Genomic DNA, 24,108 nt, shown 5'->3' with positions numbered 1-24,108 from the left:
ACTACTCAGAGGCCTTCTTCGCTGCGGTTTTCTTTGCAGCAGGCTTCTTCGCAGTTGTCTTTCTTGTGGTTTTCTTCTTCGTAGTCGTTTTACGCGTAGGCCGTTTTGCCGGCCCCTTCGACCGCTTTTCCGCTAGAAGCTCAAAAGCGCGCTCTTCGGAAAGCCCCTCAACACTTTCACTACTGGGCACCGAAATGTTGGTAGTACCGTCCGTAATGTACGGGCCCCAACGGCCATCCTTAACCGTCACCTTCTTTTGCGAAACCGGGTCTAGCCCAAACTCACGCAAAGGCGGCTTCGCTGCCCTGCGGCCCCGCGTCTTCGGCTGTGCAAGTAGCGCCAACGCATCCTCGAGGCTGAGCGAGAAAATCTGCTCCTCGCTCTCCAAAGAACGCGAATCAGCGCCTCGTTTAATATACGGCCCGTACCGGCCATTCTGCGCGGTAATAGGTGTACCCTCTTCATCCTTGCCAATCTCGCGCGGCAAAGACAGAAGCTTCAGAGCCTGATCAAGCGACACAGTTGCCAAATCCATCGACTTAAACAGGGAGGCCGTAGCCGGCTTAATCTTCTTCTTCGAGCCGGCCTGCTCCTCCTCGCTAATAACCTCGGAAACGTAGGGGCCAAAACGGCCATTCATTGCCACAATGTCACGGCCATTCTCCGGATTCATACCCAGCACGCGGCCGTCATTTTCAGCTTCCTTGAATAGCTCCGCAACCTTATTCGGCGTTAGTTCGTCAGGGGCGACGTCGCTCGGAATATTTGCGCGCGCCTCGTCCTCGCGTTCCAAATAGGGACCGTAACGCCCCACACGCACCGTCACTCCCCCGCCCAAATCGAGCGAGTTCACCGCCCGCGCATCAATATCTCCAAGCGACTCAACCTGGTGGCGGAGCCCATTGCCATCAGCCGAAACCTTCGGCGCGTCGTCCCCCTCACCCAGGTAGAACGACTTCAGCCAAGCCACCGCGTTTTGATCCCCGGCCGCAATATGGTCCAGATCCTGCTCCATTGAAGCTGTGAAATCATAATCCACAAGATTGCCAAAATGCTTCTCAAGCAACCTCGTAACCGAGAACGCCAACCAAGATGGAACCAACGCCTGCCCGCGCTTCGTCACATAACCGCGATCCGTAATCACCGAAATCGTTGCCGCATACGTAGACGGGCGGCCGATCCCGCGCTCCTCCATCGCCCGGACCAGCGAGGCTTCCGTATAACGCGGCGGCGGCGTAGTTTCGTGCCCCTCAGCGGTGGCACTCACAACGTCAACCTGCGCGCCCTCGCCCAACTTCGGCAGACGCTGATCGCCGGACTGCTTATCCGCATAGCGTTCCGCGTCCCGGCCCTCCTCATATGCCGCCAAGAAACCGCGATGCGTTATTACCGTGCCCGAAACCGAAGCGATCACATCATGCTCCCCAGACGCGAGCGGGCCCACCTCGTTCATCGAAGGCGTGCGCATCCCAATCCGGAGCGTATCCGTAGTACCCGTAGCGTCCGTCATCTGCGACGCCAACGTGCGCTTCCAAATCAAATCGTAGAGGGCAAGCTGCGCCGAACTTAGCTTCGTTGCAAGCTCAGCAGGCGTGCGGAAATGATTACCCGCCGGACGGATAGCCTCATGCGCCTCCTGCGCACCCTTTGCCTTCTTCGCATAAACCCGCGCGGATGACGGCACCGAATCCGCCCCAAACATCTCGCGCGCCTGGGCCCGCGCCGCCGAAATAGCCTCCTTCGACAGCGCCGTAGAATCCGTACGCATGTACGTGATGTAACCGTTTTCGTACAACGACTGGGCGGTTCGCATCGTGTCGCGCGAATTCCAACGCAGCTTACGGCCCGCCTCCTGCTGCAACGTCGAGGTTGTAAACGGAGCAGCCGGACGCCTCTTATAAGGCTTTTGCTCAACCGACAAAACCTTCGCGCCGCCCGCACCCAAGCCGGAAACCACATCCGCGAGCGCCTTCGCCGCGTCCTCGTTCAAATGCAAAACCTCAAGCGGCTTCTTCAGCTGACCGTCATCACCAAAATCACGGCCCTGCGCCACGCGTAGCCCATCCACCTGACTAACCCGGGCGGTGAACTTGCTGTCGGCCTCAAACTCGGCCTCGATATCCCAATAATTAGCGGCAACGTGAGCCATCCGCTCGCGCTCACGATCAACCACCAGGCGCGTAGCCACAGACTGCACGCGGCCCGCCGAGAGCCCGCGGTTCACCTTGCGCCAAAGCACCGGGGAAACCTCATAGCCAACCAGCCGGTCAAGAATTCGGCGCGTCTCCTGCGCATCAACCAAACGCGAATCAATATCGCGCGTATTTTCAAGCGCCGCCGTCACCGCGTCCTTCGTGATCTCGTTGAACACCATGCGCTTAACCGGCACCTTCGGCTTCAAAACCTCCAAAAGATGCCACGCGATGGCCTCACCCTCGCGGTCCTCATCCGTTGCGAGATAGAGTTCGTCGGCCTCTTTAAGCGCGCGGCGCAACTGCGTAACCGTTTTCTTCTTATCCGGGTTCACCATGTAATAGGGCACAAAATCGTGTTCGACGTCCACGGCGAACTTACCGAGCGACCCCTTCTTCTTATCCGCAGGAAGCTCCGAAGGTTGCGGCAAATCACGAATATGCCCAACCGAGGCTAAGACAGTAAAGTCAGGGCCAAGATAGTTAGCAATCGTCTTCGCCTTGGCTGGAGACTCCACAATAACGAGTTTGTTACCCGCCACTTTTTCCTCTTCCTTCCGCTACGAGCGGATACGGATCATTCCCTAAAGTCGAACCCGAAACGCCGGTTGTTAAACAACTTTTGCACAAGTCCTATCACAGACGCCAACCAGAAAAACACGCAAACCGCGTCTCAGGTTGCCACCCGTTTCAACATACCAGCCCGCACAAGCAACCCAAGCTGGCTGTACACATGCTTAGAGATTACATCTCTATCCTCATCCGTTAGCACGTGCAGGGCCGAAATGATCTGGCCAATCGCCAGCTCCCCATCACACGCCCCCAACGCGGCCGCCATCCACGAGTTCAACTGAATTCGCCTGCCAAACCCGCCTCCCTGCGTTGCGACAATCACCTGCGGGTCCGTGGCTCCCGGTTCGTAATGGCGTTCCTCGCGCACATCACTTTCCCGCACAAACACAGCATTTTCAGAGGTTTTTGGCGCTATCTCAAATCGGAATATTTCGCTCATTGCGCTGCCAATGTAGTCGCCCGAAGCGCTCTGCGAAGTCACCACCTGTTCACAGACAATTGAGGGGGTTTCTGGGCCGCGCTCCAGCGCTACCATGCCCAACCCCACGGCCTGCACACCGCGACGCTCAAAATCTGCAATCCACAGGGCAAAGGCCTCCTCATACTCAGCGGGGCTCATCGCCAGGCGCGCACCATTATCACGCATCCACATTTCCACATACTGAGCCGGATCCAACTGTTCACGCTGCACCACCCAGCCATTCAAACCCGCCGCTTCAAGCCACGCCCGCGGATGGCTATCCCACTGCCCCGAGATCTCCCAGTTTCCTAGTAGCAGAGCGCGTCCGCCCGACTTCAGATGATCCGCCGCGCCCGTAACCACCTCTTTCATCAAATCATCGCCCTTGCGACCACCGTCGCGATATTCCACAAGACCGGCGCTGCGTAGCGAATCCGGGGTGATAACAAACGGAGGGTTAGACATGATCAGATCGAACTGCTCGCCCTCCACCGGGTCATAGAGGGAGCCTTCACGAGCCTCAATGTCCAGCTCGTTCAACGCGAAATTGAAGCGCGCAAAATCAAGCGCCCGGCCCGACAAATCCGTTGCCACCACGCGGTTTGCATGCGTCGCTGCGTACATTGCCAACACGCCGCAACCCGTTCCTAAATCCAGTACGCTGTCCACTCGATCGCGCGGCGTCAGCTGCAAGAGCGCGCGCGTAGCGCCGCCTATTCCCAGCACATGATCGCGACGCGGCGCCGTACCAGTCAGCCCCTCGCCTAGGTCCGACGCTATCCACCAGTTGAACTCGGCCTGGCTCGTCACCGCCTCATGCGGCTGCAACTGAACAAGGCCGCGCACCTTCTCCTCGCGTTCTTCCACAAGGCCCAAACGCACCAAACCATCCACGCCCACCGTTGGCAGTGCCCTAGCCACCTCAGCGGTGGAAACCTCATCCCAAAGCACAAACAACCGCGCCAATACGCTCAAATCACCCTGTCCGCCGCGAGCCGCCAGCAACGCCGGCACCCGCTCGTTTCGCAGCAGAGCGTTAGCTGCAACCTCGCCAAATAAGGCATTCACATCATCTACAAAAAATCGTGCGGCAAGTAGATCTTTTCGTAAACGGCGGATCAAATCTGGTTCAAGTAATAGAGCGGGCATATTTATTTACTCAACCTTAATGTCATGTAATGAGCCTCAATCATTCTTCCATAAAAGCGCAATATATCAACGAAACGAACGCTAATTTGCAAATAAACCCACCTTCGCTTGTAGGATTACGCGCCGGAGATATAGGTCTCACCGGCATGCGAGGCACTACAGCCTTCGGTAGAGTCGAAGTGTCGCAACGGGAAATCCGATGCAGTTATCGAAGTTGACACCGACCTTAACCAAGGAGTTGAACATGGCTGTCTACACCCTGCCAGAACTTGATTACGATTACGCGGCTCTTGAGCCGCACATCTCGGCGCAGATCATGGAGCTACACCACTCCAAGCACCACGCAAACTACGTAGGTGGCGCAAACACCGCCCTCGAAAAGCTTGAAGAGGCACGCGAAAACGGTGACTTTGCCGCAATCAACCTGTGGGAAAAGAACCTGGCCTTCAATCTTGGCGGCCACGCAAACCACTCGGTCTTTTGGAAGAACATGACGCCAAACGGTCAGGGCCGCCCAGAGGGTGAACTCGCAGCCGCTATTGACGAGTACTTCGGCTCCTTCGAGAAGTTCCAGGCACAGTTTGCCGCCGCAGCACTTGGCCTGCAGGGCTCGGGCTGGGGAATCCTCGCATATGACACGATTTCGGGCCGCCTGGTCACCTACCAGCTGACCGATCAGCAGGGCAACATCCCGGTAGGCGTTGTACCCCTCCTCATGCTCGACATGTGGGAGCACGCCTTCTACCTGGATTACAAGAACGTGAAGGCTGACTACGTGAAGGCCTGGTGGAACGTCGTTAACTGGGAGGACGTTGCGAAGCGCTTCGACAACGCCCGCGCCAAGTTCGGTGACCTGCTGGTAGTTAACGCCTAAGTTAACCGCCTGGCAAAACTCATTTCAGCCCCGCTCCGTGATTTGGAGCGGGGCTGAAACTCTACCTAAGTAGCGGTCTTCTAGCCGACATCGGCGAGGGCTTCTACCGGGGACGCCTTTGCGGCCAAGCGAGCCGGCATAATCGACGCCAACAGGGCCGCTAGGAACGAGATCAAAGCAGCAACTGCCACTTGATCCCACGGGATAACCAGGTGGCGAGTAGCCTCACCAATGGGAAGCGCGTGCAGGCCAAGCGCCCCATAGCCGATTCCCATGGCCACGCCCACGACGGTGGCAACGCCCGCAATCAGCACGGTCTCCCAGGTGATCATGCGACGCAGATCGCCCTTGGTCATACCAAGTGCTCGCACCATCGCATTCTCACGTCGGCGTTCAACCACGGACAGGGCGAGCGTGTTGGTAACGCCCACAAGCGCCACCAATACCGATACGGCCAGCATGACAACGGTTGCGATCAGCATTGATTTGATTGCCAAAACCATTGCCGCACGCTCTAGGGCGCTACCTCCTACTTGCGGAGCCTGGACTTTGTCCATGAGGTTGTTCCTCGTCTCCAGCACCTGCGAGATGGAAAGCCCGTCTTTTATCCTCACAAATGCCACGGACGAGTCCACTGCCTCCTCGCCGTACATTGCACGCACCGCCTCGAAATCTTTCGACGATAGCGTGTAGTTCGGGGTGCGAGCAGCCTGCACGGCAAACGTCATTGACTTGTCGCCCGCGCTGAACTGTTTTGTTCCTTCATCCGGGTCGTACAGCCATCCGTCCACCGCAACGGTGCCTTCAGGTGGCGTGGCAACATCAGTGTGAGCAACCTTCGAGAGGTCTGCGGCCTCGTTGATCTGCATATAGCCGTTGCCCATAGGATCAGCCTCGTCACCGGCCGGAACTCGAAGAGCCTTGGTAACTGCAACCTGGGTAACATTCTCAGTCTTGTTAATGGCCGTGATTTCCGCATCCGTCAAAGGGCGATTATCTTCAGTACTGACAATCAGATCAATCGGACGCTTCTCGTCAATCTCCGTCAAAACGGAGGTTTCCACCGATTTTGCACCCACGATCATCATGGTCACCAGCGTGATTCCAAGAACGAGGGCAGTTCCGGTAGCTCCGGTGCGGGCGGGGTTACGCCACGTGTTTTCACCGGCCATTTGGAAGGTAACACTGTTCTTGCCAATGAGCTTCCCAATGCCTCGCGTAATGTATGGAACCAGCCAGGTCAGAAGCATGAGCGCACCGATGAAGCTGACTACGCCGCCGAGGAATGCGAGGCCAAACTGAGCCGCTTCTTTTCCGAAGTCGGGGCTCACGGTGGCAATGGTGATGCACGCAAGGCCGATACCCGTGATTACGATGCCGAAGATCAGGCGGGTGAGCCGCTTGTTCTTCTGCACGGCAGCACTATCAACCGGCTCTAGAGCGACCATTGGCGAAAGGTTTCCTGCTTGGAATGCCGGGCGAATACCTGCAATAAGGGTTATGAGTACGCCAATCGCTAGGGCTGAAGCATAGCCCCAGAGCGGGATAGCCAAGAACGCGTCAGCCCACTCAGGAACAATTTTTGTGAACTTGTTTAGAAGCGTTGAACTAACCGCACCAAGCAACAGGCCCGCGATTGAGGCCAGCAGACCAACAATCAGGTTTTCTTTGATCATGAGGCCGCGAATCTGCCGGGCATCCGCGCCAATAGCTCGCAGAAGAGCAAGTTCTCGCTTCCGCTGCGCCAACATCACCTGGAAGGTAGTTGAGATAACGATGATAGCGGTAACGGCTGCAATACCAGGGAAAACCAGGACTACCGCAAGCACGGCAGGCATGCCCTCCGCGATGTCCTCCATCTGCTTTTCAACATATTCTTCAGAGGATAGGACAGTCTCCTCGGTATCCAAATCTGGCAGGATTTTGTGGGCTTCTGCGCGTACGTATTCAACTGCAGCATCACCCTTCTTGCCATCAACATTGAAGACAACCTCGGACACATAGCGATCTTCATACAGCTTCGGGATTTGGCCGGCGGCATACAGGATGCTTGGCGCCGAGTTAATCCCGTTCTCCACTTCAGTGAAGCCGGAAATCTTGAACTCGCGGTCTATCCCAGTCATTTTGACCTTGCTGCCCACTTTCACGGACAGGTTGGCTTTAACGAACTCGGGAAGCACCACTTCATCTGATGCGGCTGGTAGCTTACCTTCGGCTAGTTTCGGGTTTCCAAACGGTTCGGGTCGCACCTGCGCGATTCTGAGAAAACCGCTATCGGCCCCGCCGGGAACGGTCACTTCTTCAATGCCGACATATATTGGTTCGCCGTGAACTTTTGGATCGTTTTTGAGGTGTTCCCAGATTTTGTCCGTCGGATTTTGCACGGAGTCATCAAGGTCCTGGTACACGACGTCACTTATGATTCCGTCAGCGCCTAGTACATTCGATGCGACTGAAACTTTGGCAGAATACTGGAGCGCACCAGCTAGTCCGAATGCGGTGAGTATGAACGCTACCGCGAGCGCCACGGCTATTACTGTCGCCCGGTAGCGCGAACCGTGCGACTTCATGTTTGCGGATAGTAAGCCTTTCACCGGGTCACGTCTCCAATCTTTTCGGGCGTGGGCTGCGCGATGTCGGCAACGATGCGCCCGTCTCTTACAACCAACGTGCGGTCCGCGATTGAGGCTGCGTTCACGTCGTGGGTGACCATGATTACGGTTTGTCCGAGGTGGTCTACGGCGCTGCGAAGCATGTTGAGAACTTCGGCGGAGGCGGCGGAGTCGAGGTTGCCGGTTGGCTCGTCTGCTACGAGGACGGCTGGGCGGGACAGGAGTGCGCGGGCAACAGCGAGGCGTTGTTGCTGGCCGCCGGAAAGCTCGTGAGGTTTGTGCGTGAGACGGTCTTCGAGCTGTAGGTTGCGCACGATTTGGCTCATCCACTGTTTGTCAACGCGCTTGCCGGCAAGCCGCATAGGAAGGGTGAGGTTTGCCTGCGCATCGATTGTGGGAACGAGGTTAAAGGCTTGGAAGACGAAGCCGATGTTGTCGCGCCTGAAGTGGGTTAGTACGCGGTCGTTCATGCTGGTGATCTCTCGCCCGGCGATGGTAACAGTGCCGCGTGTTACTGAATCAAGGCCGGCCAACGAGTGCAGGAGCGTCGATTTTCCGGACCCGGATGGCCCCATGATTGAGGTGAACTCGCCCTCAAAAATGTCGAGGTCCACGTTGTCGAGGGCTACCACGCGAGTGTCGTCTCGACCATAGATTTTTGTAACGGAACGTAACTGTACGATCGGCGTGCGTTGGCTACTTGCGTGCCTTGCAACCGGCATTGTGTGGGCGGACATTGCTTCCTCTTTCGATAGGTTTAAATCGTTGTTTCCAAACTATCGACAGCCAAGTTTTCGCGTTATCCGGTAACACCCTGGTTTATCCCTGAGTGACGAAGCCGTCTATATCTGCGGAATCGTGGTTAAAAATCAGGGTGATCCCCGATAGTTTTACAATCCGCCTAATTCCATAATGGAAGTACGAAAAACCTAGTGGTTGGAGGAAATCATGGCACCACGTCTTTACCGTTCGCGCACGGACCGCTACATCGGTGGCGTGTGCGGTGGCCTTGCTAGGACTTACAACTGGGATCCCACCCTTGTACGAATTGTTGCGCTACTGCTAATTCTAGGCATGGGTTCGGGCCTGCTTGTATATCTGATTTTGTGGGCGATCGTCCCGCTTGAACCTGCGTACTGACATCCCTTCGTTTCGCCTACAAGGGTGTGGGGCTCTTCCAGAGTTCCGCACCCTTGTTTTACGATCAGCTGATGCGCGTTCTAGCGTAAGATTAGATATCTTGGTTCATTTCGTTGTTTAATTGGGCAATAACCCATTCTTCACTGAGGTAACTATTCATGCCTAGCGACCGCGTCCAACGAGCGACAACGATGATTCTTGACGCAATCGTTTCAAAGAAGTTCAAAGTTGGTGAAGCCCTCCCTCCTGAGATTGAGCTTGCGGAGTGGTTGCAAGTTGCGCGTCCAACGATGCGGGAGGCTGTGCGAACACTTACTGAGCGTGGTGTAGTAAACGTGGTGCACGGCCGTGGAACGTTTGTAGTTGATCCGGCCAAGTGGACGGACCTCAGCTCGATTATTTGGTGGATCTCGCAAACGTCGTCTCCAAAAGAGCTGGGAATGTACCTTTCGGAAGTTCGTCGAATGCTAGAGGTTGGCGCATGCGGTTTAGCTGCAGAACGCCGCGTTGATACCGATATAGAGCACTTGCGACAAAAACTAGCTGAGTATGATGCCGCCAGCGAGCAGGGCGATATCGAGGCTGCTACTCGCGCCGACCTCGAGTTCCATCAAGCCATCTTAAGCGCCTCAAAAAACCCTTTCCTAGCTTCGATCATGACCCCACTTTCTACCGCGCTCCATGATTCTCGGCTTCTCACGACCTCTGTTCCCCAGATTCGCAAGCGGGCTAGGCATCATCATTTTGAGATTTTGGAGGCCATCGAACAATCCGATGTGCAAAGGGCGAAGGATGCGATGCGAGCTCACATGACTCAGACGAGTTCTGACATTGAGACACACTTGTCTGATTAACCAGTAAGAGGCCCCAAAAGCGCTTGTTTGCACCCGACTGCTGCTTTCACGCCTGTTACGGTCGGATGGCAATGCGTCCCTTTGCTTGCACTGGTTAAGCCCCACTATTGAAACCTTGACACCTGAATCGGGTGATCCTATTCTTAAATTGTCTTAGACCTCTGACGTCTAAGGTCTCTAGGGTTTCAACAAAGGAGTTGTTGCATGAAGACGCTAGCTGAACTAACTGCGGCACATCCGCCCGCTGTAAACGTCGACGCGCAACGAGTGCGTGAGGAGAACGCTCGGACTTCGCCGCCCATCCTCGTGGTGCTCGACGACGACCCTACCGGCACGCAGTCTGTTTCCGACTTGCCTGTGCTCACGTCCTGGGATCCCGAAGATCTCGAATGGGGATTCAGTACGGGCAAACCCGCGATTTACGTTATGACAAACTCCCGTTCCCTCTCTCCTGAAGATGCGGAGCAGATAAATCGAGAAGTAGTCGAGTCCGCTTACAAGGCAATCAAGAAACACGATGGCCTGAGGATCACTTTCGTCTCTCGCTCCGATTCAACGCTACGCGGCCACTTCCCCCTTGAACCAAACACTCTTGCTGACGCGATGAAAAAACAGACGGGGCGCGACGTTGACGGTATCATTGTCCTTCCCGCGTTCGCCGATGCCGGCCGGATCACGGTTGACGGGATCCACTATGCAGGCTCTGAAGCTAACGGTTTCACACCCGTAGGTGAAACCGAGTTCGCCAAAGACGCAACGTTTGGTTTTAACTCCTCTTCCTTAGCCGAATGGATTGAAGAAAAGACGGGCGGAGCCACAAAGACCAGCGAGGTCATTGCGATCGATTTGACTACACTCCGAACCGATCTGAACGCCGTGGTCGAGAAGTTGCGGAGCGCAAAAAACAGGCAGCCGATAATTTGTGATTCAGTCACTGAAGATGACCTGCGGCTACTTTCACTTGCGTTGAATCGTGCGGAGGCGTCCGGTTCAAGCTTCATATACCGAGTTGGCCCCCCATTTGTTAGGGCCCGCATCGGACAAGATCCTAAGTCCCCGCTTACAACAAAAGAGGTGGAAGAATCCCGACAGGGACGAAGCACTGTGCCAGGCGGGCTGATCGTTATCGGAAGCCACGTAGATCTAACCACTCGTCAGTTGAACTATTTGCGCGACAACGTTGAACTGGAAGAGTATGAGATCGACGTTCATGAAGTTCTCGATGCTAACGCCAGAGATTCTCATATCGAAGCCATCGTAAATAGCGCAATCTCCGGCTTGGAAAACGGTCATGTAGTTGTTCGCACGTCACGCAAACTGGTGCGAGGTAACGATGGTGCTTCGTCACTTGAAATCTCCCGGCGGGTATCTGCAGCTGTTGTCGATGTTGTGCGAGGAATCGTTGGGCGTGCCACTCCTCGATTCGTGATTGCTAAAGGTGGAATCACTTCATCCGACGTGGCTTCGAAGGGATTGGGCATCAGACGCGCAACCGTTATTGGCCCCATGCTTCCCGGAATTGTTTCACTTTGGAGTGGACAGAACGAACCTGCTCGCGGCATTCCTTACATCGTTTTCGCAGGCAATGTGGGCAACGAAACTTCACTGGCCGTCGTCGTGGAAAAACTTTCAAACTAATCTTCTAAGGATCAAAGGAGATCAAAATTGTCTAAGAAAATCGCTGTTTTGGGACTTGGCGCTATGGGCCTGCCCATCGCCACTAACCTGAGCAAAACGTTTACGGTTACCGGTTTCGACCCCGTTGCAGAGCGAACCGCACTTGCTGCAGATGCCGGTATCGCCACGTTTTCATCGGCACGCGAGGCGGCCAATGGAGCGGATTTCGTTGTATTAGCTGTCCGCAATCAGGCTCAGCTTGACAACGCTCTTTACGGCGAGGATGGCGTGGTAGCGGTGCTCAACGAGGGCGCCACCATCATCTTGACTTCAACTGTCGGTGTCGACGTCGCCTCTAATGCCCAGGAACCCCTTTCACAAAAGGGTATCGGTTTGGTCGATGCTCCCGTGTCAGGCGGCCCGGTGCGCGCAGGTGAGGGAGATCTTCTGGTAGTTGTCGGCGCGGTGCCCGAGGTATACGAGAGGGCACTACCGGTACTTGAAGAGATGGCTGGAACTCTCGTTAAAGTCGGAGACGAGGCCGGCAAGGGTCAGGCCATGAAGACTGTAAACCAGCTACTCTGCGGCGTTCATATCGCAGCGGCTGGTGAGGCACTCGCGCTGGCGCGAAAGCTTGAGCTTGATGTCCCCCAGGCACTCCATGCTCTCATGTCAGGCGCGGCAGCATCGTTTATGCTCGGAGACCGCGGCGAGCGGATGCTGCGGGCATACGAAGAAGAGGACGTTGAAGTTAAATCGCGCCTCGATATTTTTGTGAAGGACATGGGAATCGTAACGGATGCCGCTAAATCAGTAGGTTTGGCCGTTCCGGTGGCGGCAGCGGCGCAGCAGGAATACCTCATCGGGGTTGCTCAGGGCATGGCCGCAAAAGATGACTCGTCTGTAATCCGCGTGGTGGCACCGCAGACTTAACACGTTAGCTCGAATGTTTCTTCGTTGAAATCTAAATAGTTTAGGCTCTCAACCGTTGGGTTGAGAGCCTAAACTATTTTCGCGTGTTAGATCTTGGTTGGTTCGATCTTCCACACTTCGTTCGCGTAGTCGCGGATGGTGCGGTCAGAAGAGAAGCGACCGGACTCGGTGATATTCTTCCAAGTCATCGCCGCCCACTTCTTGCGGTCCGCGTAGTCGTTAGCCATCTGGTCGCGCACCTTACGGTAATCCTCAAAGTCGCCGAGCAGGTAGTACATGTCGGCCGGCTCATATCCGTTCGTGTTGAGAAGGGACCAGCGCAGATCGTGGAACATTCCGGTGCCACCGTCGTCCAAAGTGCCGTCGGTGAATGCGTCGAGCACGCGGCGCAAGCCCGGAACGCTCTCATACTGGTGGCGCGGGTCGTAAGTGCGACGAAGCTCGGGGAGCTCCTCCTCACGCGCACCAAAGATGTAAGCATTGTCGTAGCCAACCGAATCCACGATCTCCACATTTGCACCGTCGAGCGTGCCGAGGGTCAGAGCGCCGTTCATCATGAACTTCATGTTCGAGGTGCCGGACGCCTCCTTACCTGCGGTAGAAATCTGCTCTGAAACGTCTGCTGCCGGGATGATCTTCTCAGCGGGCGAAACGTTGTAGTTTTCAACGAATACAACCTTCAAGACCTTAGAAGCTTCAGGATCGTTGTTGACCAGGCGACCAACTTCGTTGATCAGCTTGATGATTGCCTTAGCGCGCACGTAACCGGGAGCCGCCTTAGCGCCAAAAATGAATACGCGCGGCGGAATATCTGCCTTCGGGTCATTCTTTAGACGGAAGTACAGGTCAAGCACGTACATGATGTTCAGCAACTGACGTTTGTACTCGTGGAGGCGCTTGATCTGCACGTCAAAGATCGCGTCCGGATCAATGTCGATACCCTGACGGTTCTTGATCCACTTCGCGAAATCAATCTTATTTGCGTGCTTGATTTCGTTCAGACGGTCGTAGATTTCGTCATTGCCGGCGTCAACGTACTTCTTCAGCACATCGAGGTCACGCACCCACTCGTCTCCGCCAGTCACTTCAGTGAGGAGGGCGGCGAGGCGCGGGTTGCACTGGTTCAGCCAGCGGCGCGGCGTTACACCATTGGTCTTGTTGTTGAACTTCTCCGGCCAAATGTCGTGCCATTCGCCAAGCGTTTCCCGCTTGATGATCTCCGTGTGGAGGGCCGCAACGCCGTTAATGGAGTAGGACGCGTAGCACGCAATCCACGCCATGTGGACAACACCGTTAGATACGGGAGCCATGTAGTTGATTCGACCGTCATCCAGGCCGAGCTCCTTCATCTCCATACGGAAGCGACGATCAATCTCCCAAACGATCTCCATGATGCGCGGGAACAGGCGATCAAAAATCGAGATCTCCCAAGTCTCCAACGCTTCAGCAAGGACAGTGTGGTTAGTGTAGGCGAATGTCTTAGAAACAATCTTCCAAGCTTCCACCCAACCGAGGCCATGCTCGTCCATCAGCAGGCGCATAAGCTCTGGAATGGCGAGCACCGGGTGCGTATCGTTCAGCTGCACCGAGTTGTACTGTGCAAAGCTCTCAAACGTGCCGTGCACTTCCAGGTGGTTCTCAACGATTTCCTGTAGCGAAGCAGAGACGAAGAAGTACTGCTGGCGTACGCGCAGCACCTTGCCTTCATACGTGGTGTCATTCGGGTAGAGCACGCGAGAAATGTCGTGCGTGCGCTCGCGGTCCACGATAGCGTCGGTGAAGCGCTGCGAGTTGAACGCGTCGTAGTCAAACTCTTCCATCGGCTCGGCCTTCCATAGGCGGAGCGTGCCAACGTTCTTCGTGCCATAGCCGGTGATCGGCATATCGTATGGAACAGCCCTTACCTTGAGGTCGGCGTAGTCAACGATACGCATCTCTTCCTCATGGCGAATGACCAGCGGGTATCCCTCTTCCATCCAGGAGTCGGGGTGCTCGGTCTGGAAACCATTGCGGAACTCTTGCTTGAAAAGTCCGTAGCGGTAGAGGATGCCGTAACCAACTGCGGGGAGGTCCTGGGTTGCACAAGAATCCAGGAAGCATGCTGCTAGACGTCCAAGGCCACCGTTTCCGAGGGCAGCGTCGGGTTCCTCTTCGAGGATCTGCGACAGATCTTGACCAAATGCTTTTGCAGCCTCTTCGGCCTGATCTACCAGGCCAAGGTTGAGGAGGTTGTTAAGGAGGGCGCGGCCCATGAGAAACTCAGCGGAGAAGTAGTGCTGGCGCCTGCCCTTGCGGTAGAGCTCTTTGGTTGCGTACCAGTTGTCAGCAATCTGGTCTACCACTGATGCGGATAGTCCTTGCCAGAACTCCATCGGAGTTGAAACTGCCGGGGGCCTTCCAGAGACGGCGCGAACCGCTCCAGCGGATGCCGTCGTAAAGTCGGTCATTCGTTATCCTTCCAAAGTGAGCAGACTCGCCAAACCGTTTCAGCCAAACGAGCTTGAACATCGTCGCTAGTTTATCGAGATGGCGCCCATTGCTCGAATTCTCCAATGGGATAAAGTCCCGTTCTGTGCTCAAAAACACTCGTAAGAAGTGCTCACTCATTGTACGGGCCTGGAATGTCACCGCTGTTAATGAATATGTCGATAAATAACCGAACAATGATGATGAGAATCCACGCCGGTGCAAGCATCAGTGAGTAGGCGAACATGGGGGCCGCTTCTCTTCTGCGTTGTGCTTGTTCCACCTATTCTATTTCACGGCTACAGCAGATCAGCGGGACGATCAAAGCTAAAACACAAAAATCTCGCGGCATATGCAGAACACATGTCGCGAGATTTCATTCAGCGGTAGCGGTGGGATTTGAACCCACGGTGGCTATTAACCACACAGCATTTCGAGTGCTGCACCTTCGGCCGCTCGGACACGCTACCTTTGGACTTTCATCCGGCCCTCATACTACATGGTGCGGCGCGTTGAGAAAAACCCGCGGAGTTGAATTTCGCATTCCGTGCGCAAAATCTCGGGAATTACCTCCACCTGATGGTTGAGACGCGAGTCGCGAACCACGTCTCGAATTGATCCTGCAGCCCCTGCTTTTGGATCCCACGCGCCCATAACTAGACGTTTTACGCGCGCGTTCACTATAGCCCCGGCACACATTGTGCACGGCTCAAGAGTGACAACGAGGGTGAGGTCATCTAACCTCCACGTGCCGCGGAGTTTCGCGGCATCGCGTAGCGCACTGATTTCGGCGTGGCCGGCAGGATCGGATTCCGCTTCTCGGGTGTTCCACCCCTCCCCCAGGATCGTTCCCCATTCGTCGATCACAACGGCCCCAACGGGCACGTCTCCCGCGGCTCGCGCGCGATCAGCCAGGTAGAGGGCGCGACTCATAGCGTTTTCGTAGATGGATTTCATTTCCGAGGGCGCGGGCGGGGTCCTGCACTCCCCGCGTGCACTCAGAGCCTCGGCTCGCGCCTCTTGCTTGGCCAGCTGAGCCTTAGTCAGGGCCTGTTGTTCGGCTTTAGCAAGGTGTGCTTTGAGATTTTGGGTGCCGTGTATCTCTACCCGACTCGGAAATGAATGATCAGCCATAATGCTAGATTTTAGCGAACTATTTTCAAACCATGCCGCAAAGATTAACTTCCTCGTACCTGGTCAAGGTACGGTATAAGCATGCGTTTACATGTTGCTGAACACCCCCTCATTGCTCACAAATTGACTGTTTTGCGTGACGAGAGAACGCCGTCTGCTACGTTCCGTCTTCTTGCTGACGAACTCGTTACGCTTCTTGCCTATGAAGGCACTCGCGACGTCTTGGTTGAGGACGTCGAAATTACGACTCCGGTTACTAAGACTGTTGGTAAGCAGATCGTTGGCCCGCGTCCGCTGGTTGTGCCGATTTTGCGTGCCGGTTTGGGCATGCTGGAAGGCATGACGCGGATGCTTCCAACCGCTGAAGTTGGCTTCCTGGGTATGAAGCGCGACCACGAGACGCTTGAGGTTGAGACTTACGCGAATCGCCTGCCCGATGACCTGTCGGGGCGCCAGTGCTTCATTTTGGATCCAATGTTGGCTACCGGCCACACGATGGTTGCCGCAATCAACTACTTGCTTGACCACGGTGCGCGCGATGTGACGTGCCTGTGTCTGCTGGCCGCACCCGAGGGTTTGAAGACGGTTGAGGAGGCTGTTGGCGACCGCGCTAATGTGCAGATCGTAACCGCAGCTGTGGATGAGTGCTTGAACGAGAACGCTTACATTGTTCCCGGTTTGGGTGATGCGGGAGATCGCCTGTACGGCGTTTTGGACTAATCGTTTCTTATTGAAATAGAAGTTGAGCCCGGATCAAACGATCCGGGCTCAACTTCTACCTATTCAGTCAGTTTCTCTCGCGTTGTTAGAACGCGGGGATAACGGAGCCGTCGGTCCAGGTGTCCTTGATGAACTGTGCAACTTCTGGCGAGTGCAGGAGCTTTTCAAGGGTCTGGATGGCCTCGTTGTTGTCATCCTCTGCGCGCCATACGAGGACGTTGGCGTACGAGGAGCCTTCGGCCTTTTCTACCAGAAGCGCATCTTGTGCAGAGGACAGGCCACCCTCTTCGGCGTAGTTGCCGTTGATCACCGCAATGTCTACGTCCGGGAGGGAACGCACGAGCTGCGGGCCTTCCACCTCAACAAACTCGACGTTCTTGACCTTTTCGACGTTGAAGATCGTTGGGTCTTCACCTTCAGGAAGCTTCACAATGTCAGCGGAGGCCAGCAGTTCGAGGGCGCGACCCTGGTTCTGCGTGTCGTTGATGATACCGATTTTGGCGCCATCCTTGAGGTCATCTAGCTTCTCAATCTTGTTGGAGTAAACCGCGAGGGGCTCCAAGTGGATACCTTCACCGTTCGAGAAGTCAACGCCCAGTTCCTTCTTCTGGCCCTCGAGGTACGGCAAGGTCTGGTAGAAGTTAGCGTCAATATCACCAGACTTTAGCGCCTGGTTGGGAATGATGTAATCAGTGTATTCGACGATGTTGAGATCAATGCCAGCGTCAGCTGCTAGCTCATCCTTGATGAACTTCAGGATGCGCGCATGAGGCGCGGGGGAAGCTCCAACCGTGAGGGTAGTGGCACCCTGTTCGGAAGCCGCCTGGCTTTCAGTGCTGGTTTCACCTCCCGAAGAAGAGCATCCTGCGAGGGTTAGAGCTAGGGCAGCTGCTGCTGCGGCAAATACACGGGTCTTACGCATTGTAATCAAGTCTTTCTGTGTTCAAGTTTGAAATTTGTTGGGGTGCTGGCAAACGTGTTGCCCGGGAAGTCCAGGATTGTTATCCCGGCTGGTGGAGAGCTCAGCGGTGATCCACCAGCCGGCTCAGCATGTCTCCAACAACTTGGATTATTTGAACGATGATTACGATTCCCACCACGGAAACTAGCATGACGTCTCCTTGGAATCGGTTGTAGCCGTAGTTCATTGCGAGTTGGCCGAGGCCTCCTCCACCCAGCACGCCTGCGATTGCGGAGTAGCCGATGAGGGTGACTGCAAGAACGGTTACGGAGTCAATTAGGGCAGGTAGGGCTTCGCGTACCTGTACGCCAAACATGATTTCCCACCTGCTGGCACCCATCATGTGGGCGGCTTCGATCTTGCCGGCGCTTACGCCTCGCACGTTCGTTTCTACGAGGCGTGCGAAGAATGGGATCGCGCCAACGCTGAGCGGTACCACTGCGGCCTTCCAGCCGAGGGTGGTGCCTACAACGAAGCGAGTAAATGGAAGAACTGCAATTAGCAGGATGATGAATGGGATTGACCTGCCAACGTTAACGATGAATCCGAGTATTTGGTTTGCTACTCGGTTTGGGGTGAGGCCACCGCGGGCTGTAGATACCAGGAAGAGGCCGAGCGGGGTTCCAATCACTACGGTGATTACAGTTGCCAACGCGGTCATGCCTAATGTTTGCCAGACGGATGGCCAGAACGCCTCTTTAATGGCGGGGTTGTCTAGCCACTGGCCGTCAGCAGCGAGAGCGACTAGCGCTGTTGCTACGCTCATGATCGCACCTCCACTGCTACGTCGTTTTGTTCCAAAGTTTCCATGATTTGCTTTAGGTGCATGGTTGGCACGGTTAAAGCAAGGCGTCCTACTTGGACGTTGGACAGGGTTTCAAATGTTCCTGCCGCTACGTCGCCACCCATTCGTGATGCCATTGCAAGGACGGTGGCTCCGGTTGGGACGCCGGGGGTTGACGTGAACATGACGTCAAGAATCGTCGAGTTGGCGTCCTTTTCGGTTTCGTCAACGGACGGCATGGGGACGAGTTCACGCGCAAGTTTCGATTTAGGGTTTGCAACGATCTCGTGTACGGGACCGGATTCGAGGATCCGCCCGTGTTCAAGCATGGTTGCGGAATCACAGATCTCACGCACAACACCCATTTCGTGCGTGATGATGACAATGGTTACGCCAACTTCGTCCCTGATTTGCTGTAGCAACGACAGAATTTGCCTCGTGGTTTCAGAGTCGAGGGCGGAGGTGGGCTCGTCACACAGCAACACGGCTGGTTTGGTGGCGAGGGCGCGCGCAATACCTACGCGTTGTTGCTGTCCGCCTGAAAGTTGGGAGGGGTAGGAGCCGGCGCGGTTTTCAAGGCCGACAACTTTAAGTAGTTCTGTTGCTCGCTCAATACGCTCTTTTTTGGACACCCCCGCAATTTTGAGCGGGTATGCGATGTTTTCAAGGGCGGTACGCGAGTCCATTAGGTTAGCGGATTGGAAGACCATGCCGATCTTGCGGCGCTCTTTGCGAAGCGCCGAGTGGCCAAGGCCAGATAGGTTTGTACCATCCAGGTATACGGAGCCATCGGTGGGCTGTTCAAGGCCGGTGAGGCAACGAATCAGAGTTGATTTGCCCGCTCCGGATTGGCCAACGATGCCGTGAATTTCCCCCGCATTTACGGTCAGGTTTGCGTCGCTCAGGGCGCGCACTTCATTTCCGCCGCGCAGGACATAAGTTTTGGAGAGGTTTTCGAGCTTGATCATTGGCTGGCTCATGCCCCCTCCTTCATGTGCGACGTTCTTGAGGATGTCTACGATTCTAGGGCGAGTTGCCTAGAATCCCTTATTCGTGTCCACCTTTTGGCGCGAGGTCTACCTCACATCCCGCTGATTGCAAGGCCAAGGAGGGCGCTGGCAACACTGGTGAGCAGGCCAAATGCTGCGGTGATCACGCCGGATATGATGCTCGTTTTTCGGGCCTCGGGCAGGGTGAGGATGTTGAGAACGTCAACCATCGCGGTGGAGAAAGTGGTCCAACCTCCCAGTAGTCCGGTGCCGATGATCAGCCAGGTTTCGGCGCTGAGGTGTCCAACTAGGAGGCCGGTAAGGAAGGACCCGATGATATTTATCGTGATGATGGGCCAGGCCAGGGCGGTGCGACGAATCAGGCCGGCGTCAGGTTTAACGGGGATCAGGCCGCGGCGTTTGAGCTGGTTTTGGAGAGCGAGGTCGGTGCGGTAGCGCCCATAGGCGCCAAGGCCGCCGGCGAGGGACAGGTAGAGCCAGGTCATGCTTGCACTCCTTTGGCTGCGAGGTGTTTCGCAAGACGAGTTCCAAACCACGCCCCCGCAACACCGGCAAGGATGGTGAGGGCGCCCGCGCCTAGTGCAAGGACAAGGTTAGTGCCGCGCGCAATAGCGAGGGCGAGGGCGGAGTATGTGGTGAAGGCTCCAAGGAAACCGGTACCGGCAAAGATTTTGATGCGGTCCCACAGGGGGTGCATACCGCGTCGAATACCCCACGTGGTGATGAGGCCGCCCATAAGGAATGCACCAAGCACATTCACAAAAACGGTGGACACGTTAATCCCTACGAAGGTGCTTGCAATGAGACTGTCGATGAGGGAACGCGAGAGGGTTCCCAGCGCTGCGCCAAGGAACACGAGGAGGCCGGGTTTAATCTCGTACATGATGTCTCCGCTTGCTGTGATTGGTGCCGCCAGCCAGTCTACTCTTAGTGATGGACGGGATTTTGGGGAGGTTTGCGGTCATGTCTTGTTGTGAGTTGCCCGGCGAGACGCGTTCTGGGCTGTGGTCGAATCCGAAGACGATTTGGGCAGCACTGGCATTTTTCACCTTCTTCTTGGCGGTGTTTTCAACCGGGTCGCTGACGGCTGACGCGGTGGCAAAGCCGGGCTATTTGATGTTTGCGTCGGTGGTGGCGATGGCGCTGTTCGCGGCTCCCGTGGCGCATCGAGAGTGGGCATTTGGTCGTGATTCCAACGCGGTGCTGGTGGTATTGGGCTGGCTGGTGGCAACGGTTGTGTTTGTGCGCGCGTTTGCTGAGGTTTCGCATTTGGATGTGGTGACGGTTGGCTTGCCGCGCCCTCTTTTAGCGTTGCTGGGAGCGGCTTCAACGGTGATGGCGTTTCGGGCGTCTAATGCGCGCTGGCCTAGTGCTCCGCGCGGTGACAAGGCGTGGCAGGCGCAGCTGTCGGCCCTGTTGTCTCGGTATTATTCGTGGCCTGATGAGGCGGTGCTGCAGGCAGTGGAGTCTACAACCGCGAGCGCAGATGAGGCTGGGTTGGAGTTGCAGGAAGCGCTTGGCGACCCGTGGCAGGTGGCGGCTGAGTTTGTGTTGAAGAGCCCGGATAATGCGCGCCCGAATGCGCGGATTCTGCTGGTGGCTGGCCTAGGGTTTGCGGCTCTGTCGGTGGCTTCGTTCGCGGTAGACGGAGTGTCGCTGTATGCGATTTTGGTTGGCATTTTGGGTGTGGTCATGATTTCGTTGCCATGGTTTTTGCGGCGGTAGGCTTGTTTTTACGCATTGAGCGTGTGGAGGGGAGGCCGCGTGGCTGCTGGTAGGTTTGCGCCGAGTCCGTCGGGTGATATGCACATTGGGAATCTGCGCACGGCGTTGTTGGCGTGGGCGTGGGCGCGGCAGTCGGGCCGTGATTTTGTGCTTCGCGTGGAGGATATTGACCGGGTGAAACAGGGCGCGGCGCAGCGCCAGATTGAGGATTTAGCGACGCTGGGTATTGATTGGGATGGCGATGTGCTGTTCCAGAGCACTCGCAGGCCGGCGCATGAGGCTGCGATTGCGCAGCTACGCGAGGCGGGGTTGTTGTTTGAGTGTTATTGCTCGCGTAGGGATATTAAGGAGGCCGCGAGCGCTCCGCATGTGCGGCCCGGGTCGTATCCGGGAACTTGTCGCGATTTGTCGCCAGCCGAGCGGGAGCGGCGCAGGGCGGAGCTGGCGAGTGTGGGCCGGCGTCCTGCTTTGCGGTTGAATCCGACGGTTGATGAGTGGTCGGTTGAGGATGACTTGTTTGGCGCGGTGACGGAGCCGATTGATTGCGTGGTGTTGCAGCGCGGTGATGGCACGTTGGCGTACAACCTGGTGGTGGTTGTGGATGATGCGTTTCAGGGTGTGGATCAGGTGGTGCGGGCTGATGATTTGCTGTCGTCTGCGCCAGCGCAGGCTTATATTGCACACTCTTTGGGGCTTGCGCAGCCGCGTTATGCGCACGTGCCTCTGGTGATTAATGAGGCGGGTGACAGGCTGGCTAAGCGTGATGGCGCGGTTACGTTGCGCGAGTTCTTGGATTTGGGTTGGACTGTTGCGGACGTGGTGAGCAAGATCGCGGGGTCGCTGGGGTTTGAGGCGAGGTCGGCGGAACGGTTCCTGGACGTGTTTGATCAGCGCAAGATGGTGCGCACTCCGTGGGTGTTCTCTCCTGCGGCTGGCCGCGCTCATAGTTGAGGGCGCGGACGCCGGCTCGCGTTAACCAGTGGGAAGGCGCGTGTTTTGAGGGGTTGGTGGCCTCCTCGTGAATGGTTGTTATGCCTTACGGGCGCGGCGTAGGTCTAGGTAGCCGATTAGCAGGGCGAAGAGTTGCGCGGTGATGATCGCGATAAAGGCGACGAGGACGGCGTTGTGGAACCCGTACATGGGGGCCGTGGCGAAGTAGATGGCTGTCATGATCGCGTTGCCGATGGCGGTGGCGATGCGCTCCACGGTTTGTTTGACTCCGCCGGCGGTGCCGCCGTGTTGGATGGGGACGTCTTGGAGGGCGAGGGTTTGGTTGACGGCTCCGAATGCGCCTTGGCCGAAGCCGAAGAGGGAGAGGGGCGCGGCCATCCACCACAGGTTGATACCGTGGCTGGCGATGAGGGCCACTGAAACGGCGGTGAGTAGTGACCCTACGATCATGAGGATGAGAGAGATTTGCACGACTTTCCGGCCGGCTTTTAGGGCGCGGTTTGATGCCCAGCGGGCGGCTACTGCGGAGAAGAAGGAGCTGGGTAGGGCGATGGTGCCTGCAACCATGGCGGAGGCGCCGAGCCCTATTTGGAGGTACATCGCGATGATGGTGTACGTGGTGGTGGAGCCGAGGAAGTAGGCGCCGGCAACGATGGTGCCCATGGAGAATGATGGGATTCTTAGTAGGCCTAGGTTGACGAGGGGGTAGTTGCCTCGTTTGGTGTAGTGGGCTTCCCATTGCCACCAGGCGTATAGGAGGGCGACGGCGAGCGCGAAGATGAGGGCGAGCTGCCAGCGGAGTGGCCGGACGGTGAATGGGTACATGATGCCGAGTACGGCGGTGACGAGCAGGATGATGCCGATGGGGTCGAGGTCGATTTTTTGCCGCTGCCTGGCGGGGAGGCGTTGCCCGTTTTTCTTGGCTTGGCGGCGTTCGCGGCGCGCGGCGGCGCGTCTGCGTTCGTTGGCGAAGGGAAGCCAGTAGAGGGCGAGGATGAAGCCGATTATGCCGAAGGGGACGTTGATGAAGAAGGTGTAGCGCCAGCCGTGTTCCTCACCGATTAGGGTGATGAGTGCGCCGGCGAGGACGGGGCCGATGGAGACGGCGACGGCCACGGTCATGCCGAACAGGCCGAAGGCTTTGGCGCGGGCTTGGCCTTTGAAGGTTTGTTGGATAATGCCCATGACTTGGGGTGAGAAGAGGCCGCCGCCGATGCCTTGAATGATGCGGGCGATGTTGAGGAAGGTTGGGTTTGGGGCGAGTCCGGAGAGGATGGAGCCAACTACGAAGGTGATGAGGCCGATTTGGAAGAGAGTGCCGCGTCCGATGAGGTCGCCGAGTCGCCCGGCTGGCACTAGCACGATGCCGATGGCGAGGGCATAGCCCGAGAGCACCCATTGGAGGTCGGAGTCGCTGGCGTTCAGGCCTACGCCGATGGTAGCGAGGGCTACGTTGACGGATGACACTGCGATTAGTGACATGGCTAGGGGGATGAGGAGGACTGCGAGGATCTTGCGGGGTTTGTACACACGGTCTACGCCGGGCACGCGGATTTCTCCGTCAAATGAGTCTCCCGGGGTGAAACTGGCAGCCACCGCTTTCCTCCTGCGTTCCTAACTTCGCCAACATTGTTAAATATAAGCATCCGCCCGGGTGGATGCATAAGGCAGCCGTTGTGCAGACACTCGTTGTAAAGGCTCCGTTTGTGCGCCCGGCCGGGAGGCGTGCTGCAACGCGCCTTCCACCCTTTCGGGTCTTTCAAGGGTAGCGGCGCTCCTAGGCCCCTAGCTATTGTTGCTTGGGTGCCGAGCCTCCATTTTTGAAACCCACTAATCGCTTGCCTGGCGATAAGGTAAACCCACATGCACAAGAAGAATGAAACCCACCTGCCCCGTTTGTTGAACCACATGATGAACTGCGGATGCGCGGGGCGTGGTAAACGCGGAACACTA

At 56.5% G+C, this 24,108-nt stretch carries 21 protein-coding genes and 1 tRNA gene; 8 read left to right on the top strand and 14 right to left on the bottom strand.

Annotated features, from left to right (window positions below):
• Position 1 precedes the first annotated feature (1 nt).
• Together topA and BQ7114_RS07630 are read right to left on the bottom strand one after the other, a co-directional pair.
• Positions 2 to 2,734, bottom strand: coding sequence for a type I DNA topoisomerase (gene topA, locus BQ7114_RS07635; RefSeq protein ID WP_072344001.1), 2,733 nt, complete (start codon positions 2,732 to 2,734; stop codon positions 2 to 4).
• A 131-nt stretch (positions 2,735 to 2,865) separates the two neighbouring features.
• On the bottom strand, positions 2,866 to 4,374 hold the full coding sequence (locus BQ7114_RS07630) for a DUF7059 domain-containing protein (RefSeq protein WP_072343998.1): 1,509 nt from the start codon (positions 4,372 to 4,374) through the stop codon (positions 2,866 to 2,868).
• Between the two features lie 244 nt (positions 4,375 to 4,618).
• Here BQ7114_RS07630 and BQ7114_RS07625 point away from each other — a divergent pair, with 244 nt between their 5' ends.
• Entirely contained in the window at positions 4,619 to 5,248 is a 630-nt protein-coding gene (locus BQ7114_RS07625) for a superoxide dismutase (RefSeq protein ID WP_072345012.1), read from the top strand.
• 80 nt (positions 5,249 to 5,328) lie between these two features.
• Here the strand turns inward: BQ7114_RS07625 and BQ7114_RS07620 are convergent, their stop codons facing one another.
• Together BQ7114_RS07620 and BQ7114_RS07615 are read right to left on the bottom strand one after the other, a co-directional pair.
• The gene (locus tag BQ7114_RS07620; RefSeq protein WP_072343995.1) at positions 5,329 to 7,842 is read right to left on the bottom strand and encodes an ABC transporter permease; all 2,514 of its coding nucleotides are present in this window, start codon (positions 7,840 to 7,842) and stop codon (positions 5,329 to 5,331) included.
• Positions 7,839 to 8,597, bottom strand: a complete 759-nt coding sequence (locus BQ7114_RS07615) for an ABC transporter ATP-binding protein (protein ID WP_072343992.1) — start codon at positions 8,595 to 8,597, stop codon at positions 7,839 to 7,841. The genes BQ7114_RS07620 and BQ7114_RS07615 overlap by 4 nt, the downstream gene beginning before the upstream one ends.
• Positions 8,598 to 8,808: 211 nt before the next feature.
• On the opposite strand from BQ7114_RS07615, the gene BQ7114_RS07610 reads away from it, so the two are divergent.
• The 4 genes from BQ7114_RS07610 to BQ7114_RS07595 all read left to right on the top strand — a co-directional run bounded on the left by BQ7114_RS07610 (position 8,809) and on the right by BQ7114_RS07595 (position 12,404).
• Positions 8,809 to 9,000, top strand: a complete 192-nt coding sequence (locus tag BQ7114_RS07610) for a PspC domain-containing protein (RefSeq protein WP_070619194.1) — start codon at positions 8,809 to 8,811, stop codon at positions 8,998 to 9,000.
• Positions 9,001 to 9,158: 158 nt separating this feature from the next.
• Positions 9,159 to 9,854, top strand: a complete 696-nt coding sequence (locus BQ7114_RS07605; RefSeq protein WP_072343989.1) for a FadR/GntR family transcriptional regulator — start codon at positions 9,159 to 9,161, stop codon at positions 9,852 to 9,854.
• 204 nt (positions 9,855 to 10,058) lie between these two features.
• Positions 10,059 to 11,492 carry a four-carbon acid sugar kinase family protein gene (locus BQ7114_RS07600; protein ID WP_072343986.1) on the top strand — a complete coding sequence of 478 codons (1,434 nt, stop codon included), beginning with the start codon at positions 10,059 to 10,061 and terminating at the stop codon, positions 11,490 to 11,492.
• 27 nt (positions 11,493 to 11,519) lie between these two features.
• A complete protein-coding gene (locus tag BQ7114_RS07595) occupies positions 11,520 to 12,404 on the top strand; it encodes an NAD(P)-dependent oxidoreductase (protein WP_072343983.1) in 885 nt (294 codons plus the stop codon).
• Positions 12,405 to 12,490: 86 nt separating this feature from the next.
• Here BQ7114_RS07595 and BQ7114_RS07590 read toward each other — a convergent pair whose 3' ends face one another.
• The 4 genes from BQ7114_RS07590 to tadA form a co-directional block, all read right to left on the bottom strand.
• Positions 12,491 to 14,851, bottom strand: coding sequence for a glycogen/starch/alpha-glucan phosphorylase (locus tag BQ7114_RS07590; protein WP_072343980.1), 2,361 nt, complete (start codon positions 14,849 to 14,851; stop codon positions 12,491 to 12,493).
• Positions 14,852 to 15,003: 152 nt separating this feature from the next.
• Positions 15,004 to 15,153, bottom strand: a complete 150-nt coding sequence (locus BQ7114_RS08920; RefSeq protein ID WP_154665479.1) for a hypothetical protein — start codon at positions 15,151 to 15,153, stop codon at positions 15,004 to 15,006.
• A gap of 101 nt (positions 15,154 to 15,254) precedes the next feature.
• Positions 15,255 to 15,340: transfer RNA gene (locus BQ7114_RS07585), tRNA-Ser, on the bottom strand.
• Between the two features lie 25 nt (positions 15,341 to 15,365).
• Positions 15,366 to 16,004, bottom strand: a complete 639-nt coding sequence (tadA, locus tag BQ7114_RS07580) for a tRNA adenosine(34) deaminase TadA (RefSeq protein ID WP_230206005.1) — start codon at positions 16,002 to 16,004, stop codon at positions 15,366 to 15,368.
• An 81-nt stretch (positions 16,005 to 16,085) separates the two neighbouring features.
• On the opposite strand from tadA, the gene upp reads away from it, so the two are divergent.
• The gene (gene upp, locus BQ7114_RS07575) at positions 16,086 to 16,724 is read left to right on the top strand and encodes a uracil phosphoribosyltransferase (RefSeq protein WP_072343977.1); all 639 of its coding nucleotides are present in this window, start codon (positions 16,086 to 16,088) and stop codon (positions 16,722 to 16,724) included.
• A gap of 85 nt (positions 16,725 to 16,809) precedes the next feature.
• Here upp and BQ7114_RS07570 read toward each other — a convergent pair whose 3' ends face one another.
• From BQ7114_RS07570 to BQ7114_RS07550, 5 genes are all read right to left on the bottom strand, one after another.
• A complete protein-coding gene (locus BQ7114_RS07570) occupies positions 16,810 to 17,646 on the bottom strand; it encodes a MetQ/NlpA family ABC transporter substrate-binding protein (RefSeq protein WP_072343974.1) in 837 nt (278 codons plus the stop codon).
• A 100-nt stretch (positions 17,647 to 17,746) separates the two neighbouring features.
• Positions 17,747 to 18,451 (bottom strand): methionine ABC transporter permease, encoded by a 705-nt coding sequence (locus BQ7114_RS07565; RefSeq protein WP_072343972.1) that lies wholly within the window; start codon positions 18,449 to 18,451, stop codon positions 17,747 to 17,749.
• Positions 18,448 to 19,437: a methionine ABC transporter ATP-binding protein gene (locus BQ7114_RS07560; RefSeq protein WP_072345007.1), complete on the bottom strand. Its 990-nt coding sequence runs from the start codon at positions 19,435 to 19,437 to the stop codon at positions 18,448 to 18,450. The genes BQ7114_RS07565 and BQ7114_RS07560 overlap by 4 nt, the downstream gene beginning before the upstream one ends.
• A 113-nt stretch (positions 19,438 to 19,550) precedes the next feature.
• Complete coding sequence (locus tag BQ7114_RS07555) at positions 19,551 to 19,964, bottom strand: fluoride efflux transporter FluC (protein ID WP_072343969.1); 414 nt, start codon at positions 19,962 to 19,964, stop codon at positions 19,551 to 19,553.
• Positions 19,961 to 20,362 (bottom strand): fluoride efflux transporter FluC, encoded by a 402-nt coding sequence (locus BQ7114_RS07550; protein ID WP_072343966.1) that lies wholly within the window; start codon positions 20,360 to 20,362, stop codon positions 19,961 to 19,963. Before BQ7114_RS07550 ends, BQ7114_RS07555 begins: the two co-directional genes overlap by 4 nt.
• 80 nt (positions 20,363 to 20,442) lie before the next feature.
• Between BQ7114_RS07550 and BQ7114_RS07545 the strand changes: the two genes are divergently transcribed.
• A complete protein-coding gene (locus BQ7114_RS07545) occupies positions 20,443 to 21,204 on the top strand; it encodes a hypothetical protein (protein ID WP_072343963.1) in 762 nt (253 codons plus the stop codon).
• A gap of 39 nt (positions 21,205 to 21,243) precedes the next feature.
• Positions 21,244 to 22,155, top strand: coding sequence for a tRNA glutamyl-Q(34) synthetase GluQRS (gene gluQRS, locus BQ7114_RS07540; protein ID WP_072343960.1), 912 nt, complete (start codon positions 21,244 to 21,246; stop codon positions 22,153 to 22,155).
• 78 nt (positions 22,156 to 22,233) lie between these two features.
• Here gluQRS and BQ7114_RS07535 read toward each other — a convergent pair whose 3' ends face one another.
• The gene (locus BQ7114_RS07535) at positions 22,234 to 23,751 is read right to left on the bottom strand and encodes an MFS transporter (RefSeq protein WP_083431796.1); all 1,518 of its coding nucleotides are present in this window, start codon (positions 23,749 to 23,751) and stop codon (positions 22,234 to 22,236) included.
• Between the last annotated feature and the right edge of the window lie 357 nt (positions 23,752 to 24,108).

The organism is Actinomyces urinae (assembly GCF_900119695.1).
GTDB classification, from domain to species: domain Bacteria; phylum Actinomycetota; class Actinomycetes; order Actinomycetales; family Actinomycetaceae; genus Gleimia; species Gleimia urinae.
Note: the sequence above shows the minus strand (reverse complement) of the source record. Positions and strands in the feature narration are given on the sequence as shown.

Excerpts from the sequence above, each read along its gene's own strand:
- BQ7114_RS07600 (WP_072343986.1), top strand. The coding sequence starts at position 10,059 with ATGAAGACGCTAGCTGAACTAACTGCGGCACATCCGCCCGCTGTAAAC.
- BQ7114_RS07605 (WP_072343989.1), top strand. The coding sequence starts at position 9,159 with ATGCCTAGCGACCGCGTCCAACGAGCGACAACGATGATTCTTGACGCA.
- BQ7114_RS07590 (WP_072343980.1), bottom strand. The coding sequence starts at position 14,851 with ATGACCGACTTTACGACGGCATCCGCTGGAGCGGTTCGCGCCGTCTCT.
- BQ7114_RS07565 (WP_072343972.1), bottom strand. The coding sequence starts at position 18,451 with ATGAGCGTAGCAACAGCGCTAGTCGCTCTCGCTGCTGACGGCCAGTGG.
- BQ7114_RS07550 (WP_072343966.1), bottom strand. The coding sequence starts at position 20,362 with ATGTACGAGATTAAACCCGGCCTCCTCGTGTTCCTTGGCGCAGCGCTG.
- upp (WP_072343977.1), top strand. The coding sequence starts at position 16,086 with ATGCGTTTACATGTTGCTGAACACCCCCTCATTGCTCACAAATTGACT.
- BQ7114_RS07615 (WP_072343992.1), bottom strand. The coding sequence starts at position 8,597 with ATGTCCGCCCACACAATGCCGGTTGCAAGGCACGCAAGTAGCCAACGC.
- BQ7114_RS07625 (WP_072345012.1), top strand. The coding sequence starts at position 4,619 with ATGGCTGTCTACACCCTGCCAGAACTTGATTACGATTACGCGGCTCTT.
- BQ7114_RS07560 (WP_072345007.1), bottom strand. The coding sequence starts at position 19,437 with ATGATCAAGCTCGAAAACCTCTCCAAAACTTATGTCCTGCGCGGCGGA.
- BQ7114_RS07570 (WP_072343974.1), bottom strand. The coding sequence starts at position 17,646 with ATGCGTAAGACCCGTGTATTTGCCGCAGCAGCAGCTGCCCTAGCTCTA.
- BQ7114_RS07630 (WP_072343998.1), bottom strand. The coding sequence starts at position 4,374 with ATGCCCGCTCTATTACTTGAACCAGATTTGATCCGCCGTTTACGAAAA.
- tadA (WP_230206005.1), bottom strand. The coding sequence starts at position 16,004 with ATGGCTGATCATTCATTTCCGAGTCGGGTAGAGATACACGGCACCCAA.
- BQ7114_RS07555 (WP_072343969.1), bottom strand. The coding sequence starts at position 19,964 with ATGACCTGGCTCTACCTGTCCCTCGCCGGCGGCCTTGGCGCCTATGGG.
- BQ7114_RS07545 (WP_072343963.1), top strand. The coding sequence starts at position 20,443 with ATGTCTTGTTGTGAGTTGCCCGGCGAGACGCGTTCTGGGCTGTGGTCG.
- BQ7114_RS07610 (WP_070619194.1), top strand. The coding sequence starts at position 8,809 with ATGGCACCACGTCTTTACCGTTCGCGCACGGACCGCTACATCGGTGGC.